Annotated in this window: 18 protein-coding genes; 6 read left to right on the top strand and 12 right to left on the bottom strand. The window is 73.4% G+C overall.

Going from position 1 to position 17370, the window contains the following annotated elements; all coding sequences use genetic code 11:
- Positions 1-4: 4 nt before the first annotated feature.
- From IG86_RS0102775 to IG86_RS0102785, 3 genes are read right to left on the bottom strand one after another with little or no spacing between them, the layout of a single operon-like run.
- Positions 5-220 (bottom strand): hypothetical protein, encoded by a 216-nt coding sequence (locus IG86_RS0102775; protein ID WP_030656464.1) that lies wholly within the window; start codon positions 218-220, stop codon positions 5-7.
- Positions 221-250: 30 nt separating this feature from the next.
- On the bottom strand, positions 251-1120 hold the full coding sequence (locus IG86_RS0102780) for an arylamine N-acetyltransferase family protein (protein ID WP_030894368.1): 870 nt from the start codon (positions 1118-1120) through the stop codon (positions 251-253).
- A gap of 45 nt (positions 1121-1165) precedes the next feature.
- Positions 1166-2308, bottom strand: a complete 1143-nt coding sequence (locus tag IG86_RS0102785; protein WP_030037418.1) for an NADH-quinone oxidoreductase subunit D — start codon at positions 2306-2308, stop codon at positions 1166-1168.
- 31 nt (positions 2309-2339) lie between these two features.
- On the opposite strand from IG86_RS0102785, the gene IG86_RS0102790 reads away from it, so the two are divergent.
- From IG86_RS0102790 to IG86_RS0102805, 4 genes are all read left to right on the top strand, one after another.
- Entirely contained in the window at positions 2340-2831 is a 492-nt protein-coding gene (locus IG86_RS0102790; RefSeq protein ID WP_030894375.1) for a PH domain-containing protein, read from the top strand.
- Positions 2832-2842: 11 nt separating this feature from the next.
- Positions 2843-4300, top strand: coding sequence for a PH domain-containing protein (locus IG86_RS0102795; RefSeq protein ID WP_417801451.1), 1458 nt, complete (start codon positions 2843-2845; stop codon positions 4298-4300).
- Positions 4301-4370: 70 nt separating this feature from the next.
- On the top strand, positions 4371-4646 hold the full coding sequence (locus IG86_RS0102800; protein ID WP_157854756.1) for a hypothetical protein: 276 nt from the start codon (positions 4371-4373) through the stop codon (positions 4644-4646).
- Positions 4643-5239 (top strand): hypothetical protein, encoded by a 597-nt coding sequence (locus tag IG86_RS0102805; protein ID WP_051784922.1) that lies wholly within the window; start codon positions 4643-4645, stop codon positions 5237-5239. Before IG86_RS0102800 ends, IG86_RS0102805 begins: the two co-directional genes overlap by 4 nt.
- A gap of 101 nt (positions 5240-5340) precedes the next feature.
- Here the strand turns inward: IG86_RS0102805 and IG86_RS0102810 are convergent, their stop codons facing one another.
- Complete coding sequence (locus tag IG86_RS0102810; protein ID WP_030656452.1) at positions 5341-6015, bottom strand: response regulator transcription factor; 675 nt, start codon at positions 6013-6015, stop codon at positions 5341-5343.
- A gap of 17 nt (positions 6016-6032) precedes the next feature.
- Positions 6033-7235, bottom strand: a complete 1203-nt coding sequence (locus IG86_RS0102815) for a sensor histidine kinase (RefSeq protein ID WP_030894381.1) — start codon at positions 7233-7235, stop codon at positions 6033-6035.
- A 106-nt stretch (positions 7236-7341) separates the two neighbouring features.
- Here IG86_RS0102815 and IG86_RS0102820 point away from each other — a divergent pair, with 106 nt between their 5' ends.
- Entirely contained in the window at positions 7342-8346 is a 1005-nt protein-coding gene (locus IG86_RS0102820; protein ID WP_051784923.1) for an SAM-dependent methyltransferase, read from the top strand.
- Positions 8347-8451: 105 nt separating this feature from the next.
- Here IG86_RS0102820 and IG86_RS0102825 read toward each other — a convergent pair whose 3' ends face one another.
- On the bottom strand, positions 8452-10005 hold the full coding sequence (locus IG86_RS0102825; protein ID WP_030894386.1) for a M28 family metallopeptidase: 1554 nt from the start codon (positions 10003-10005) through the stop codon (positions 8452-8454).
- A gap of 250 nt (positions 10006-10255) precedes the next feature.
- On the bottom strand, positions 10256-11380 hold the full coding sequence (locus IG86_RS0102830; RefSeq protein WP_030894389.1) for a DUF5937 family protein: 1125 nt from the start codon (positions 11378-11380) through the stop codon (positions 10256-10258).
- A 210-nt stretch (positions 11381-11590) separates the two neighbouring features.
- Between IG86_RS0102830 and IG86_RS0102835 the strand changes: the two genes are divergently transcribed.
- Positions 11591-11800 carry a hypothetical protein gene (locus tag IG86_RS0102835; RefSeq protein ID WP_030817580.1) on the top strand — a complete coding sequence of 70 codons (210 nt, stop codon included), beginning with the start codon at positions 11591-11593 and terminating at the stop codon, positions 11798-11800.
- Positions 11801-11877: 77 nt separating this feature from the next.
- Here the strand turns inward: IG86_RS0102835 and IG86_RS0102840 are convergent, their stop codons facing one another.
- The 5 genes from IG86_RS0102840 to IG86_RS0102860 are packed head-to-tail and all read right to left on the bottom strand — an operon-like array spanning position 11878 to position 17295.
- Entirely contained in the window at positions 11878-12687 is an 810-nt protein-coding gene (locus IG86_RS0102840; protein ID WP_030656442.1) for a type III pantothenate kinase, read from the bottom strand.
- 3 nt (positions 12688-12690) lie between these two features.
- On the bottom strand, positions 12691-13659 hold the full coding sequence (nadC, locus tag IG86_RS0102845) for a carboxylating nicotinate-nucleotide diphosphorylase (protein ID WP_030817581.1): 969 nt from the start codon (positions 13657-13659) through the stop codon (positions 12691-12693).
- A 2-nt stretch (positions 13660-13661) separates the two neighbouring features.
- Positions 13662-15398, bottom strand: coding sequence for an L-aspartate oxidase (locus tag IG86_RS0102850; protein WP_030817582.1), 1737 nt, complete (start codon positions 15396-15398; stop codon positions 13662-13664).
- Entirely contained in the window at positions 15395-16387 is a 993-nt protein-coding gene (gene panC, locus IG86_RS0102855; protein ID WP_030894392.1) for a pantoate--beta-alanine ligase, read from the bottom strand. Before panC ends, IG86_RS0102850 begins: the two co-directional genes overlap by 4 nt.
- Complete coding sequence (locus IG86_RS0102860; RefSeq protein WP_030817584.1) at positions 16384-17295, bottom strand: Rossmann-like and DUF2520 domain-containing protein; 912 nt, start codon at positions 17293-17295, stop codon at positions 16384-16386. Before IG86_RS0102860 ends, panC begins: the two co-directional genes overlap by 4 nt.
- Positions 17296-17370: the final 75 nt, after the last annotated feature.

Here is a 17370-nt window from a genome sequence, read left to right on the forward strand (position 1 = left end):
CTGATCAGAAGAGCGGCAGCTGCCCGGGGAATTCGGGCAGGACGAAGCCGTCCAGCGTCGGCGCGGCGGCGCCGAGCACCACCCGGGCCCGGGATCCGGGGCAGGACACCAGGTCCGCGCGGTCCCGCGGGGCGGGAGGGTCGTGGCGGGCGATACGGCCCGCGGTGACGGCGCAGTCGCGGCCGCAGACGGGGCAGGCCCGGCGGGGGGAGTGGGACATGCCGCCAAGTCTGCCCTGCCGTACCGACAATCAGTCCCGCACGCCCTGCGCGGTCCGCCGCTCCGCCAGCCAGACCTCGTGCGTCCGCTCCACCCGGGCCCACAGGGCGGCCCGGTCGGCGGGCGTCAGGTCGTCCGTGGCCCGGCCGAAGTCCTCCAGGACCTCGAAGAGGTCCTCCGGCCCGGACAGCACCCGCTCGCCCGTCTGCTTCCCGCGCTCCGTACGGATCAGGACCTTGCCGCGCAGGCCGTCCGTGCCCTCCGCGTCGCGCCGGAACACCGCGAAGGTCCGTACGAACGGCGACTCCGTGTCGGTGGACAGCCACGCGTGCATCGCTTCGAAGTCGGCCGTCCGCGCCGGGGCGTCGCGGAAGTTCATCCGTCGCGCCCCGCCGGACGAGGCGAAGAAGGACCAGCCGGGGCCTTCGCCCTCCAGCGGCTCCAGCCGTGCCAGGGAGTAGGCGAAACCATTCTGCTCGTAGGTGCCCGCGCGCAGCGGCAGCGGATCGTACGGGCCCATGTCCCCGAGCCCGGCGTCCACCCAGTACTCCGCGCCCTCGACGCGGACGGTCAGGACGAGGTGGTCGCCCCGGACCGCGCGCGAGGCGGCGTCGGCGCTGACGGCGCCGACGTGGCGGGTCACGTCGTAGCCCAGGGCTTCGAGGAGCGCCCCGAACGCCCCGTTGAGGTGGAAGCAGTAGCCGCCCCGGCCGGCGGTGAACCGCCGCACGGACAGCTCGGGGTCGATGCCCGGCGGCCGGCCGAGCTGGATGTCGACGTTCTCGTAGGGGATGCGCTCCAGGTGCGCGCGCTGGAGCGCGAACAGCCCGGCGGCGCTGGGCGCGCCGGGGTCGGCGACGCCGAGGCGGCGCAGGTAGCCGTCGAAGAAGTCTGAGGTCATCCGGCCACGCTACGCGCGGAGGCCTTTACTCCCTTTGAATTACGGCTACTTGTCGATGTCGCCGACGACGAAGAACAGTGAGCCCAGGATCGACACCATGTCCGCGACCAGCTGCCCCGGCAGCAGGACCGCCAGCGCCTGGATGTTGTTGTAGGAGGCGCTGCGCAGCTTCAGCCGGTACGGGGTCTTCTCGCCCTTCGAGACCAGGTAGTAGCCGTTGATGCCCAGCGGGTTCTCGGTCCAGGCGTAGGTGTGGCCCTCGGGCGCCTTCAAGACCTTGGGCAGGCGCTGGTTGACCGGGCCCGGCGGGAGGCCGTCCATCCGGTCCAGGCAGGCCACGGCGAGGTCGAGGGAGTTGTGGGTCTGCTCCAGCAGGCACTCGAAGCGGGCCAGGCAGTCGCCCTCGGTGCGGGTGACCACCTTCAGGACGTCCTGGAGCTCGCCGTAGGCCAGGTACGGCTCGTCGCGGCGCAGGTCGAAGTCGACGCCGGAGGCGCGGGCGATCGGGCCGGAGACCCCGTACGCGTGCACCGCCTCGGCGGACAGGACCCCCACGCCGCGGGTGCGGCCGCGGAAGATCTCGTTGCCGTGGACCAGCTTGTCGTAGACGTCCATCCGGGTGCGGACGTCGGCGATGGCGGCGCGGGCCCGGCCGAGCCAGCCGGCCGGGAGGTCCTCCTTGAGGCCGCCGACGCGGTTGAACATGTAGTGCATGCGGCCGCCGGAGATCTCCTCCATGACGGCCTGGAGTTCCTCGCGCTCACGGAACGCGTGGAAGATCGGGGTGATACCACCCAGTTCGAGCGGGTACGAACCGAGGAACATCAGGTGGTTCAGCACCCGGTTCAGCTCGGCGAGCAGCGTCCGCATCCACACGGCCCGCTCGGGGACCTCCATGCCGAGCATCCGCTCGACCGCCATGACCACGCCGAGCTCGTTGGAGAACGCGGACAGCCAGTCGTGGCGGTTCGCGAGCATCACGATCTGCCGGTAGTCACGGGCCTCGAAGAGCTTCTCCGCGCCGCGGTGCATGTAGCCGACCACCGGCTCGGCGCTGGCGATCCGCTCGCCGTCCAGGACGAGGCGCAGGCGCAGCACGCCGTGCGTGGAAGGGTGCTGGGGGCCGATGTTGAGCACCATGTCGGTGCTCTCCGCCGCGCCGCCGATGCCGACCGTGGTCTCCGTCATGCGGGCATTGTCTCAGTCCTAAGGTGGGGGAATGGATACGGGGACGAAGGGTGAGACGGACGGCCTGCGGTGGGTGGGGCTGCCCGGCGGGCTGCTCACCATGCGGCGGACGCTGCTCGTGGTCTGGTCCGGTCTGCTGGCGGTGGCGACCGCACTGCCGCTCGGGCTGCTCGTGGGTCCGGCGTGGGCGGCGGCCGGGGCGTTCTGGCTCGCCGCGGGGGGCTGGGGCTGGGCGCTCCTCGGCCGGAACTGGCGGTCCTGGCGGTACGCGGAGCGCGCCGACGACCTGCTGATCAGCCGGGGAGTGCTGTGGCGGGAGCAGACCGTGGTCCCGTACGGCCGGATGCAGCTGGTCGAGGTCACCTCGGGCCCGGTGGAGCGGCGCTTCGGCCTGGCCTCCCTGCAGCTGCACACGGCGGCGGCGGCCACCGACGCCCGGATCCCGGGGCTGGTGCCGGCCGAGGCGGAGCGGCTGCGCGACCGGCTCGCCGCCCTCGGCGAGGCAAGGTCGGCGGGCCTGTGACCTCCGGTCCGGTGGGCGAGGAGCCGGTGACCTCCGGTCCGGTGGGCGACGGGGCGGGTACCCCGGGGCCGGCGGGCGGGCCCGCGGCCGGTCCGGCCGCAGGCGCGCCGGGTACTCCCGGGCCGGCGGGTGGCGGCGCGGGGGAGCCGGGCGGGCAGGGCGTGACCGAGCGACGGCTGCACCCCTTCACGCCGCTGCGCCGCGCCTGGGTGCCGATCGCCGCGACCGTCGGCGTCCTCGCCCAGCAGGGCGACCGGGCGGCGCGCTGGGTGGCGGACCTGTCCACGCTCCTGCGGCTGGTGACGCTGGTCGGCGTGGTCCTGATGTTCGGCGTGTACGGGTTCCTGAGCTGGTGGTTCACCCACTACGCGGTGACCGACACCGAACTGCGCATCCGCACCGGGCTGCTCTTCCGCCGCACCGCGCACATCCGGCTGGACCGGCTCCAGGCCGTGGACGTCACCCGGCCGCTGCTGGCGCGGCTGACCGGGGTCGCCAGCCTGCGGCTCGACGTGATCGGCACCGAGGAGAAGGACCAGCTGGCCTTCCTCGGCGAGCAGGAGGCCGTCGCCCTGCGCGCCGAGCTCCTGGCCCGCGCAGCCGGCTTCGCCCCCGAGGAGGCGGTGCGCCTCGGCGAGGCCCCGCAGCGCGAACTGCTGCGGGTCACCCCGCGCGAGCTCGCCGTGTCGCTGGCGCTCAGCCTCGGCGTCTGGGCCGCGCTGGCCGGCGGGATCGTCGCCCCGTTCGCCGTGTGGTGGTTCAGCTCCAGCCCCTGGGTGGCCGTCGCCACCCTGCTCCCGATGCTGGGCGCGGTCTGGGCGGGCACCGCCGGCCGTTTCCTCACCGAGTACGACTGGCGGGTCGCCGAGTCCCCGGACGGGCTGCGCCTGGACCACGGGATGCTGGACCGGGCCCACGAGACCGTGCCGCCGGGGCGCGTGCAGACCGTACGGATCGTGGAGCCGCTGCTGTGGCGGCGCAGTGACCGGGTCCGGGTGGAGCTGGCCGTGGCCGGGTCGAAGAACGAGGTCCTGGTGCCGGTGGCCTCCCGGGCCGCCGCGTACGCCGTGATCGCCCGGGTCCTGCCCGGGGTGGACCTGGCGGGCCTGTCCTTCTCCGGTTCCCCGGACACCGGTTCGCGCTGGGTGGTCCCGGTGTGGTGGAAGGGCTACGCCCTGGCGGTCTCCCCGGAGGTGTTCGCCGCCCGGCACGGCCGCCTGTGCCGTCGTACGGAGATCGTCCCGCACGCCAAGGTGCAGAGCGTCCGCTTCACCCAGGGGCCGTGGGCCCGCGCCCGCGGTGTCGCCGACGTGCACGTGGACACCGGCGCGAACGGCACGGTCACCGCCCGGCTGCGGGAGGCTTCCGCGGCCGCGCGGCTCCTGCACGAGCAGGCCGCCCGCTCCCACACCTCCCGCGCGACGGCCCGCCCGGACCGCTGGATGACCGAGTCCGGCCCGGAGGCGTGAGGCGGCCACGACCCTGCGCCCTCGTCAAGGAAATCTTGACAAGACGATCATGTCAAGGTTTCCTTGACGTATGTTGATCTTGCGATCGAAGGACGGCCGGGACCCCTTTCCCGCCACCCCCTCCATGGCCGCCGCCCTGCCGCTCGGCGTGGCTCTGCCCGCCCTGAGCGTGATGTTCGGCGACCGGCTCGGCACCCCCGTCACCCTCGCCCTGATCCTCGTGGGCCTCGTGCTCATCGCCTGTACGGCCGCACTGGCCGGCCGGGCGGCGGCGGACTCCGAGCGGGCGCGCCGCGACGAGGCGGTCCTCGACGCCCTCGAACCCCTCGCCGGACTGCGCCGATGAGCGACGGACCGCTGCTTGAGCCGGTGGAGATGGACCGGATCCGGGAAGGGATCGCCGCGGCCGTCCTCGGCGCCCCCGAGGGGCTGGCCGAATCGCTCGAACACGACCCGCACGGGTACCTGCGCCTGGTGGACGCCTCGCGCGTCGGTGCCGAGGAGGCGAGCCGGCTGCTGCGCGAGGCCGTTCAGGGCGCCAGGGCCGCCGGCCACAGCTGGGATGCGGTGGGCCGCGTCCTGGGCGTGAGCCGCCAGGCCGCCCAGCAGCGCTTCGCGGGCAAGGCGGCGGGCGGCGCGAGTGCGTCGGCGCCGCCCGCCGGGGGGCCGGACGCTCCGGAGCGCCGGACCCTCGGGGGCCTGTCCGCCTTCAATGAGATGGCTGCCCTGGAAGAGGCCGGCCGCGACGGCTGGCACATGGTCGGCTACGGCCCCTTCTTCCACGAGGTGGAGGCCTCCGGCCACCCCTGGGAGCACTGCCGGGTGACGCTCCCGTCCGTCGGGCGGCACCGGCGGATGGAATCGGAAGGCTGGATTCCGGTCGGTGCGGGCTGGTTCCCCTGGCGCTACTACAAGCGGCCCCTGGGCCCGGGCGGCTGAGGGGCCCGCCGCAGCGGGGCCGGACCCCGGCCCCGGACCCCGGCCCGGGACCCCGGCCCTGACCCCGGCCCGGGCCCGCCCGACGGGGCGGCCGGGGCCGGCTATCCGGCCCCGCCGCCCGCGCGGACCAGGCCCGTCTCGTACGCCAGGACCACGACCTGGACCCGGTCCCGCAGCCCCAGCTTGGTCAGGATGCGGCCCACGTGCGTCTTCACCGTCGCCTCCGACAGCACCAGCCGCGCCGCGATCTCGCCGTTCGAGAGCCCCTGCGCCACGAGCAGCATGACCTCGCGCTCGCGCTCCGTCAGCCGCTCGATCTCCTTGTTCTCCGGCTCCTGCGTCGTGGTCGGCAGCATCGGCGCGAAGCGGTCCAGCAGGCGCCGCGTCGTGGACGGCGCCACCACCGCGTCCCCGCTGTGCACCGAGCGGATGGCGCCCAGCAGTTCGGCCGGCGGCACGTCCTTCAGCATGAAGCCGCTCGCGCCCGCCTTCAGGCCCGAGAAGGCGTACTCGTCCAGGTCGAAGGTGGTCAGGATGATCACCTTCGGGTGCTCCTCGGGCTCGCAGATCCGCCGCGTCGCCTCGACGCCGTCGAGCCTGGGCATGCGGACGTCCATCAGCACCACGTCCACCTTCGTGGCCCGCAGCACCTCCAGCGCCTCCAGGCCGTCACCCGCCTCGGCGACCACCTCCATGTCCGGCTGGGCGGCGAGCACCATCCGGAAGCCGGTGCGCAGCAGGACCTGGTCGTCGACCAGCATCACTCGGATGGACATCAGTTACCTCGTCCTCGTCATCTCTTCTTCAGGGGAAGCAGTGCGCTGATCCGGAAGCCGCCACCGGGCCGCGGCCCCGCGTCCAGGGTTCCGCCGACCATACCGATCCGCTCGCGCATGCCGATCAGCCCGTGTCCGGCGCCGTCCGCGCCGCCGTCCTCGTACAGCTCGTGGGCCGCGCCCCGGCCGTCGTCCTCGACCAGCAGGCCGAGCCCGTCGTCGAAGTAGACCAGCCGGACGCTGGCCTTCGCGTCGGGGCCGCCGTGCTTGCGGGTGTTGGTCAGGGCCTCCTGCACGATCCGGTACGCCGTCAGCTCGACGCCGCTGGGCAGTTGCCGCGGGGCGCCCTCGACCTCGAAGTCCACCGTGAGCCCGGCGGCCCTCACCTGCTCGACCAGGACCTCGATCTGCTCGACGTCGGGCTGCGGCACGTAGTCCTCGGACTCCTGCGGCTCGCCCGTGCGCAGGACGCCGAGCAGCCGGCGCATCTCGGCGAGGGCCTGGCGGCCGGTGCCGGAGATGGTCTGGAGCGCCTCCTTGGCCTGCTCGGGCGCCACGTCCATGACGTAGGCGGCGCCGTCCGCCTGGACCACCATCACCGAGACGTTGTGCGCGACGACGTCGTGCAGCTCGCGGGCGATCCGGGCGCGCTCGGCGGCCACGGCCACCTTGGACTGGGCCTCGCGCTCCTTCTCCAGCCGCTGGTTGCGCTCGACCAGCTGGGCGTAATAGGCCCGCCGGGTGCGCAGGGAGTCGCCCAGCACCCAGGCCAGGACGAAGGGGACGATCATGAAGATGGCGAAGAGGACGTTGTCGACGTCGTTGGTGCCCTTGTCCACGCCGTAGCGCAGGAAGTAGAGCGGTGCGGCCACCAGCCCCCAGCCCAGGGCCGTGCGCGAGACCCAGCGCGGGACCTCGCTCGCGGCGACCGTGTAGAGGATCACGAACATGGCGATGTCGTAGAAACCCGCGACGATTCCGCCGGCCAGCTGGAGCAGGCCCGCCCCGAGGGTGAGCCAGAACATCGCCTGCGTCCACTTGCGGCGCAGGGCCAGGGCCGTGCTCAGCGCGAGCACGACGGGGACCGCGACGATCTTGAGGGGCCGGCTGATGTCGGGCTCGCCCACGACGTTCAGCATCGAGACCCCGAAGAAGAGCACAGCCCAGAAGCTGTCGACGCCCGTCGGGTGTCTGCGGAGGAAGTCGTAGAGGCGCTGCACGTAACCCAGAGTAGGGAACGGAGATAGGTGCTGGAGTCAACCAGAGGTCCGAACCTGACACCGGGGACATACTCCCCAAGGTGGAGGGTGAGCATAGCCTTCGGTGATGAGCACTCCTGGTGGACCCACCGCCGCGGTCCGGTGGCGCAGCGCGATGGAAGCCGCGCTGTACGGGCCCGGCGGCTTCTACGTGCGCCCCGGCGGCCCGGGCCCGGCCGGCCACTTCCGTACCTCCGTGCACGCCTCCGCCCTGTACGCGGGGGCCGTGGCCCGGCTGCTGCGGTGGGTGGACGCCGAGCTCGGGCACCCGCCGGAGCTCGACCTCGTGGACGTGGGGGCCGGGCGGGCGGAGCTGCTGGCCGGGGTGCTCGCCGCACTGGATCCGGAGACGGCCGCGCGGGTGCGCCCGTACGCCGTGGAACGGGCGGAGCGGCCGGGCGGCCTCGACCCGCGGATCCGCTGGAGCGCACAGCCGCCCGAGGGCGTGACCGGGCTGCTGTTCGCCAACGAATGGCTGGACAACGTCCCCCTGGACGCCGCCGAGGACGGGGCCTACGTCCTGGTCGCGCCGGACGGTACGGAGAGCCGGGGCGGCCCGCTGGAGGACGCCGACCGGGCCTGGCTGGAGCGGTGGTGGCCGGGCGGCGGCCGCGCGGAGATCGGCCGGACGCGCGACGAGGCATGGGCGGCGGCCACGCGGACCCTGGAGCGGGGTCTGGCGGTGGCGGTGGACTACGCCCACACCCGGCAGGCCCGGCCCCCGTACGGCACCCTGACGGGATTCCGGGGCGGCCGGGAGGTCCCGCCGGTCCCGGACGGCTCCTGCGACGTCACCGCCCACGTGGCGCTGGACTCCTGCGCCGGGCCGGATTCGGTGCTGCTGACGCAGGCCGAGGCCCTGACCGCCCTCGGGGTCTCGGGCGCCAGGCCGCCGCTGGCCCTGGCCTCCTCGGACCCGGCGGCCTACGTCAGGGCGCTGGCCGCGGCCGGTGAGGCGGCGGAGCTGACCTCCCGGTCCGGTCTGGGCGCCTTCGGCTGGCTGGTCCAGCCGGTCGGCGTCCCGTCCTGGCCGGAGCGGATGCCGCAGTCGCCGTCGCGGCCGCGGCCGTAACCGGAGCGGACCTGAGGCGCCGCGCAGGGCGTCACGCGGGAGGGGCCGGATCCCCATCGGGAATCCGGCCCCTCCTCACGACAGCGCGCTACAGCCGCGGGCCGCCTACTGGTTCACCTCGTCGTGGCCCGTGTGCAGGCCGCCGCCACCGCCGCTGCCGCCGGGGGTCGGCGTCGACACGACCGGCTTCGACAGCGGGGCGAGGTCGTGGGCGTAGTGGCCGACCGCGTCCGCGATGACGTCGACGTTGATGTCGAGCGCCTTCTGGTCGATGTTGGTGATGTCGTCACCCTTGCCGTGGTAGTTCACGTCGTAGGCGACACCGGCCTGGCCGCCGAACTTCGCGGCCTCCTCGGGCGTCTTGATGCCCTCGGCGCCGGTGAAGGTGCCGCCGGACGGGATGCCCACCTCGATGAACGGGCCGTAGTCCGAGCGGCCCGAGAAGTCGGTGCCCGCGTGCGGGATCTTCTTCGAGTCGAGGAAGTCGGTGATCCCCTTCTCCAGCTGGGCGGAGCCCTCCGGGCCGGGGCCCGAGCCGACGCCGTCCGAGTTGTCACCGTCGTAGACGAAGTACGCGGCGTTCGGCGAGCCGATCATGTCGAAGTTCAGATAGAGCTTGATCTGCTTCTTCTGCGCGTCCGTCAGACCGGCCACGTACGCCTCGGAGCCGAGCAGGCCGAACTCCTCCGCCGACCACCAGGCGAACTTGACCTTGTTCTTGACCTTCTTCTGCTCGCTCGCGAGCCGCTGCGCGACCTGGAGGATGCCGGCCGAGCCGGAGCCGTTGTCGTTGATGCCCGGGCCGGCCGCGACCGAGTCCAGGTGCGCGCCGAGGAAGACGGTGTTGTTCTCGTCGCCGCCCTTGGTCTCGGCGATGACGTTGAATGTCTTGCGGTTCTCGCGCAGCTCGCGGATGTCGAGGGTGACCTCGACCGGTCCGGCGGCGGCCTCGGCGGCCAGCTTCTCGCCGTCCTCCTGGGTGATGCCGCCCGTGGGGACCTTGCCCGCGGCGGGGTCCCCTATGGTGCCGTTCAGGGCGCCCGCGGTGTTGTTGTAGATGACCGCGCCGACCGCGCCGGCCGCGGCCGCGTTCTGCTGCTTGATCGCGAAGGTGCAGCCGCCGCGCTTGACCAGGGCGATCTTGCCCGTGAAGGCGCCGGCGGCGAAGTCGCCCGGCTCGCAGCCGTTGGTCCCGTCCGCGTCGACCGGGGCGACGGCGACCGGGGCCGTCACACCGCCCTCGGGGGAGTTCGCCGTGTAGGTCATCAGGTGGATCGGCACGTCACGCCCGCTCGCACCGTTCACCGTCAGCTTCTCTTCGATGGTCTCGACGAAGACGAAGTCGAACTCGTTGCGGGTGACCGTGTAGCCGGCCGCCTTGAGCACGGCCTCGATGTACTTGGCCGACTGCTCGTGGCCCTTGGAACCGGCGGCCCGGTTGCCGTTGTTGTAGTCGGCGATCGACTGCAGGACCTTGAGGTGGTTGAAGGCTCCCTTGCCGGTCGCGTCCTTGACCAGCTTGCGGGCCAGCGCGTCGCCCTTGGCGGCGTCGCTCTGCGGGCTCCCGGTGGCACCGGCCGGTCCGGCGAGCAGCAGGGGCGAGACGAGGGCCGCGGCTGCCAGGGCGGCGGTTGCTGCGGCTATACGGCGTGAGGGCATGAAGATCCTTCCACGACAAAGGCGAGCAGGGCGGGCGGAGCAGGGCAGGGCTGGGCGAAGCAGGGCACAGCGCGACGAACGCGCCGGACCGGACGTGCGGATGCGGTGCGCGTTACGTGGGCGAACAGTGAGCGCACGTTAGACAGCAAGTGGCCACCATGGCCAGAGTTTTCGCTGTTTTCGGTTTATGAATTCCGTATATCGGTGAGTCTGGGCCGGTCAAATCCAGCCATCCGCACGCCCGTTGCCCCTACCGGAGGATGCCCTCGATGAAGTCGGAGCCGATACGGGCGACGGCTGCCAGATCCAACTCGTGCTGGGCATAACGGCCTTGCCTCCGCGTATGCATCAGACCGGCCTTTTTCAGGACGGCCAGATGCCGCGACACCTCCGGCGCGGTGATCCCGTACACGGTCGCCAGTTCGCTCGTCGTGTACGGGGCCCGGGCCAGGCTCCGGCACAGCATCATCCGCATCGGGTGCGCCAGTGCCTCCATCCGCCGCTGGAGCAGCTCCACCGAGCCCGGCCCGGAGGCCGGTTCGGGGGTGTCGAGCGGATAGTGGACCACCGGCCGCCAGCCCGGTGCGTGCAGCACCAGCAGGTGCGGCCAGCCGAAGTTGGTCGGCACGAAGACGAGGCCGCCGCCTATTCGCGGATCGGTGGCCGTGGTCGTGCCGTGGACCATCTTGTCGGCGGTGATGGTGGTGAGGCCCTCGTCGACGCTCAGGGCCGTCGAGACGTCCTTCAGCGCGGCCGGCAGGCCCTTGCGGCGCAGCAGCTCGGCCTTGTGCCGGGCATCGGCGCTCTGCCCGGGCTCCAGGCGCTTCCACGTCTCGGCGAAGAACGCCTCGTCGCAGTCCTCCAGCAGCCGCCGCAGCCACACCCGTACGGCCGCGGGGTCGTCCAGCAGCCGCACGGAGAAGGCCAGCTGGCGCGGGCCGCGGGCGGCGGCCACCTCCAGCGCCTTGGCCCGGGCCGCCGGGTTCTTCAGCGGCGAGGGCCCGCCGCCCTCGTTGTAGAGCGCCAGCCAGCAGTGCTCCAGGGCCGCCCCCACGAACCGCTCGTCGTCCAGCCGGTCCAGTACGTCGAGCTCCTCGGCCAGCGTCGCCGCCGGCCGCCCGGCTTCCCCGGGGATCCCGGCGAAGGGCATGAAGATGTCGGAGAAGGAGCTGCGCCACATGAACTCGGCCTCCAGCAGACGGTCCGCGAGACACGGATCGAGCGAGGCCGAGGTGGCGGTGGTCCACGAGGTGAGCCGCGGGTGGTGCCCCGGCTGCGAGAGCGCGTGCAGGGCCATGCAGAGCTCAGCGAGCGGCGAGGGCGCGAAAGTGATCCGCTCGTGGGGGAGCCCGGCGATGTCGATGGTGACGCTCATCGGGCCATTCTGTCTGTTCCCGCACGTCGGGACGCCCCCCGGCGGCCTCCCGGCGCCGCCGTACGAGTGGCCGTGCGGGCCCCGGCGCGGCGGCCGGACGAGTGATCACCACCGTCTTCCGGCCCGCCCCGCGGGCGCTTCCCGGCCGAACAATTGACGGGGAACGTCAACCGTCGTGCGCGACGGGGCCGACGGGGTGAGGGTTGATGCATGACAGCGATAGAGCAGTACCTCATCGACACCTACCGCGCGTCCCAGCACGGTGACCCCATGCCCCCGCCGCCCGGCCGGGACGACGTCGCCGTCGTCCGCGCGGCCCGCTCCCACCAGCAGTTCCGGGCCGTCCTGGACGGCGGCGAGGCCCGCCACCCCTGGAGAGCCGCCCTGCGCCGGATGCTGACCCGCCCGCGCCCGTGCTGACGCCCGGCGCGCACACCGCGACCGCGGCCGGACGGTCCGGATCCCGCCCGTGACGGCAGGGACCCGGACCGGGACCGCTACTCGAAGTTCGGCGCGTTGCGCTGGTACACCAGCCGCAGGCCGATCAGCGTCAGCCACGGCTCGTGGTCGTCGATCACCGACGACTCGCCCAGCACCATCGGGGCCAGACCGCCCGTGGCGATGACGCGGACGTCGTCCGGATCGCCGTTCGGCCCGGCCAGCTCCTTGGCCATCCGCGCCACGACCCCGTCGACCTGGCCCGCGAAACCGTAGATCACGCCCGACTGCATCGCCTCGACCGTCGACTTGCCGATCACGTGGCGCGGCCGGGCCAGCTCGATCTTGCGCAGCTGGGCGCCCCGTACGCCGAGCGCCTCCATCGAGATCTCTATCCCCGGCGAGATCACCCCGCCCACGTACTCGCCCTTCGCGGACACCGCGTCGAAGGTGGTCGCCGTACCGAAGTCGACCACGATCGCCGGACCCCCGTAGAGCTCGACCGCCGCGACCGCGTTGATGATGCGGTCCGCGCCGACCTCCTTCGGGTTGTCCATCAGGATCGGCACGCCCGTCTTGATGCCGGGCTCCACCAGCACCGCCGGCACGTCGCCGTAGTAGCGCCGGGTGACCTCGCGCAGCTCGTGCAGCACCGACGGCACCGTCGAGCAGATCGCGATGCCGTGGATCCCGTCGCCCAGCTCGCTGCCGAGCATCGGGTGCATGCCCATGAGGCCCTGCATCAGCACGGCCATCTCGTCGGCCGTGCGCCGCGGGTCGGTCGAGATCCGCCAGTGCTCGACGATCTCGTCACCGTCGAACAGGCCCAGGACCGTGTGGGTGTTGCCTACGTCGATGGTGAGGAGCACCGGTTACACCGCCTCGCGCAGATCGAGACCGATGTCCAGGATCGGCGAGGAGTGCGTGAGCCCGCCGACCGCCAGGTAGTCCACGCCGGTCTCCGCGTACGCCCGCGCGGTGTCCAGGGTCAGCCGGCCCGAGGACTCCAGCACCGCGCGGCCGGCCACCAGCGTGACGGCCTCCTCGGTCTCCGGGACGGTGAAGTTGTCCAGCAGGATCAGGTCGGCGCCCGCGTCCAGGACCTCGCGGACCTGGTGCATCGTGTCGACCTCGACCTCGATGGGGACCTCGGGGAAGGCCTCGCGCACCGCGTTGAAGGCCTGCGCGACACCGCCCGCGGCGACCACGTGGTTGTCCTTCACCAGCGCCGCGTCCGACAGGGACATGCGGTGGTTGACGCCGCCGCCGCAGCGGACCGCGTACTTCTCCAGCGAGCGCAGGCCCGGCGTGGTCTTGCGGGTGTCGCGCACCTTGGCCTTGGTGCCCTCCAGGACGTCCGCCCAGCGGCGGGTGGCCGTCGCGATGCCGGAGAGCCGGCACAGGATGTTCAGCGCGCTGCGCTCGGCCGTCAGCAGGTCGCGGGTACGGGCGCGGACCGACAGCAGCACCTCGCCGGCCTTGACGGTGTCGCCGTCCTCCGCGTGGCGCTCCACCTCGAAGGCCTCCGTGCAGACCACGGAGAACACCGCCTCGGCGATGCGCAGGCCCGCCACGACGCCGTCCTCGCGGGCGACGAAGTCGGCGACGGCCTCGGCGTCCTCGGGGACCGTGGCCACGGTGGTGACGTCCACGCCGCCGTCGAGGTCCTCGGAGAGCGCCATGTGGGCGATGTCCTCGACCTCGATCGGGTCCAGGCCCGCGTCCGCCAGCAGCTCGGCGAGCGCCGGGTCGAGGCCGCTCTCCTCGCCGTCGCCGCAGGCGCAGTCGTCGCCGCAGCCGCCGTCGTTCTGGTCGATGAGGGGAAGTTCGGGGGTGCTCACGGTCACTGCTCCAGGCTCGGGGTGCTCAGGGGGTGCACGGACGGGAAGTCCGCGGAGTCGGTGGGTACGACGACCAGGGCCCGCTTCTCGGTGGCCGAGAGCCGGACCACCAGGTGGCGGCGCCACCGGGCATCGTCCCGGTCGGGGTGGTCCTCGCGCCAGTGGCAGCCGCGGGTCTCCTCGCGGCGCTGCGCGGCGGCGACCAGGACCCGCGCCACGCACAGCAGGTTCGTGGCCTCCCAGGTGTCCACACCCGGCTCGGCGGTCTTGCCGTGCGCTTCGAGTTCGTTCAGGGCCGTGGCGTACAGCCCTTGCAGGGCCTCGGCCGCCGCGGCCAGCGACGCGGCGGAGCGGAGCACGCCCGCGCCGCCCGTCATGATCCGCTGGACCTCGAACCGGGCCCCGGCGGGCTGCAGCGGACCGGTCGAGGGGACCGGGACGCCGGGGCCGCCCCCGCCGTACTCCTGAGAGGTGATGTCCTCGGCGATCCGCTCGGCGAAGACCAGGCCCTCCAGCAGGGAGTTGGAGGCGAGCCGGTTCGCGCCGTGCACGCCCGTGCAGGCGACCTCGCCGCAGGCGTACAGGCCGGGGACGGTGGTGCGCCCGTGCAGGTCGGTCCGGACACCGCCGGAGGCGTAGTGCGCGGCGGGCGCCACCGGGATCGGCTCCGTCACCGGGTCGATGCCGTGCGAGCGGCAGGCCGCCAGGATCGTCGGGAAGCGCTGCTCCCACATCTCGGCGCCGAAGTGCCGGGCGTCCAGGTACATGTGCTGCGCGCCCTGCTCCTGCATGCGGCGCATGATGCCCTTGGCGACGATGTCGCGCGGAGCCAGCTCGGCCAGCTCGTGCTGGCCGGTCATGAAGCGGACGCCGTCCGCGTCGACGAGGTACGCGCCCTCGCCCCGCACCGCCTCCGACACCAGCGGCTGCTGCCCCTCGGCGTCCGGGCCGAGGAACAGCACCGTCGGGTGGAACTGCACGAACTCCAGGTCGGAGACCTCGGCTCCGGCGCGCAGCGCGAGCGCCACGCCGTCGCCGGTGGACACCGAGGGGTTGGTCGTCGCGGAGAAGACCTGGCCCATGCCGCCCGTCGCGAGGATCACGGCGGGCGCGTGGACGGCGCCGACGCCGTCGTGCTGCCCCTCGCCCATGACGTGCAGCGTGACACCGGCCGTACGGCCCTGCGCGTCCTGCAGGAGGTCGAGTACGAGCGCGTTCTCCACGGTCTCTATGCCGGCGGCGTGCACGGCCTCGACCAGCGCCCGTGAGATCTCGGCGCCGGTGGCGTCGCCGCCCGCGTGCGCGATCCGCCGGCGGTGGTGGCCGCCCTCCCGGGTCAGCTCTATCTCGCCGGTCTCGGCCGAGGTGTCGAAGACCGCGCCGGTGTCGATCAACCGCCGTACCGCGTCCGGGCCTTCGGTGACGAGCAGCCGGACGGCCTCCTCGTCGCACAGGCCGGCGCCCGCGACCAGGGTGTCGTCGAGGTGCTGCTCGGGGCTGTCGCCCTCGCCGAGGGCCGCGGCGATGCCGCCCTGGGCCCAGCGGGTGGAACCGTCGTCGAGCCGGGCCTTGGTGACCACGACGGTACGGCGGCCCGCGGCCGCGCAGCGCAGCGCGGCGGTCAGACCCGCCACACCGGATCCGACGACCACGACGTCGGCGTCGAGGGACCAGCCGGGCGCCGGCGCGTGCAGCCGTATGCCCGTGCTGCCGGCGGGGCCTCTGCCAGGGGTGCTCACGAGTGTGCTCCGAATTCCAATGGGATGTTGTCGATCAGCCGGGTCGTGCCCACCTTCGCGGCGACGGCCAGCACGGCCTGCCCGGTGAAGTCGGGACCGGCCTCGGTGAAGTCCTTCGGGTCCACCAGCGCCAGGTAGTCCAGCACGAGCGGCGGCTCCGAACGGGCCGCGTCCGCCAGGACGTGGCCCGCCGCGGCCCGTACCGCGTCCGGCAGGCCCGCGCAGGCCGCGGAGACGGCGTGCGCGTCCGCCGAGGCGCGGATCTCGCCCAGCCTGGCCAGGGCGGTGGCCCGCTCGTCGCTGGCCGGGGCGGCCTCGGCGCGGGCGCGCAGCGCCGCCTGCGCGGCGAGCCGGTCGCGTCCCGCGAAGAGGGCGCGCGACAGCGCCAGCGCGGTCTGCCGGTCCGCGGGGGAGAGGTAGCGGTTGCGGGACGACAGCGCCAGGCCGTCCTCCTCGCGGACGGTCGGTACGCCGACCACCTCCACGGGGAAGTTCAGGTCGGTCACCATCCGCCGGATCAGGGCCAGTTGCTGGGCGTCCTTCTGGCCGAAGAGAGCCAGGTCGGGGCGGGTCAGGTGGAGCAGCTTGGCGACGACGGTCAGCATCCCGTCGAAGTGGCCCGGCCGGGTGGCGCCTTCGAGGCGACCGCCCATCGGGCCGGCGGTGATCCGCACCTGCGGGTCCCCGCCCGGGTAGACCTCGTCGACGGACGGGGCGAACACCGCGTCGGCGCCCGCCTCTTCGGCGAGCGCCAAGTCCGCGTCGAGGGTGCGCGGATACCGGTCGAGGTCCTCGCCCGCCCCGAACTGCAGCGGGTTGACGAAGACGGTCACGACGACCTGGCCCTCGGGCCCGGCCAGTTCACGGGCGGTCCGGACCAGGGTGGCGTGGCCCTCGTGCAGGGCGCCCATGGTCATCACCACGGCCCGCCGCCCGGTGCGCGGCAGCTTGTGCAGCTCATCGGCGGTGTGCAGCAGCAGCTCGGTCACTGATCGCCCCCGTCAGGGTCCGTGTCGGCGAGTACGCCGAGCAGGTCCTCGGCGAGTTCGGGCTTGAGCAGACCGTGCGCGAGGGCCCGGTCGGCGGTGGTGCGGGCCATGGCCAGGTACCCGGCGACCGTGCCCGGCGCGTGCCGGCGCAGCTCCGAGACGTGCGCGGCGACCGTCCCGGCGTCACCGCGGGCCACCGGCCCGGTCAGGGCCGCGTCCCCGGAGCGCAGGGCGTTGTCGAGGGCGGCGCCGAGCAGCGGGCCGAGCATCCGGTCGGGGTGCCCGACCCCGGCCTTGCGCAGCAGCTCCAGGGACTGGGCGACGAGCGTGACCAGGTGGTTCGCACCGAGGGCCAGGGCCGCGTGGTAGAGCGCGCGGTTCTCCTCCGCGATCCACTCGGGCTCCCCGCCCATCTCGATGACCAGGGCCTCGGCGGCCAGCCGCAGCTCGTCGGGGGCGGTGACGCCGAAGGAGCAGCCGGCCAGCCGCTGCACGTCGACCTCGGTACCGGTGAAGGTCATCGCGGGGTGCAGGGCCAGCGGCAGCGCGCCCGCGCGGCGCGCCGGGTCGAGCACGGCGGTCCCGTACCGGCCGGAGGTGTGCACGAGGAGCTGCCCGGGCCGGATCGCCCCGGTCTCCGCGAGCCCCTCCACAAGGGACGGCAGCGCGTCGTCGGGGACGGTCAGCAGGACCAGGTCGGCCAGCTCCAGGACCTGCCCGGGCGGCACCAGCGGCACGTCGGGCAGCATGCGCGCGGCACGGCGCACGGAGGCGTCGGACACTCCCGACACGGCGACGGGACGGTGGCCCGCCTGCTGGAGCGCACGGGCCAGCGCCGGGCCGACGCGGCCGGCCCCGACGACGCCGACGGCGAGCCGGGCAGGGCGCGGCTGCTGTGAATGATTCACGCGGGGAATGCCTTCCGTTCCAGTCCGCGGGGGTACCGGACGATACGCCGCCATGCTAGCCCGTGGGGGTCTTGG

Source organism: Streptomyces virginiae (assembly GCF_000720455.1).
Classification (GTDB): Bacteria; Actinomycetota; Actinomycetes; order Streptomycetales; family Streptomycetaceae; genus Streptomyces; species Streptomyces virginiae.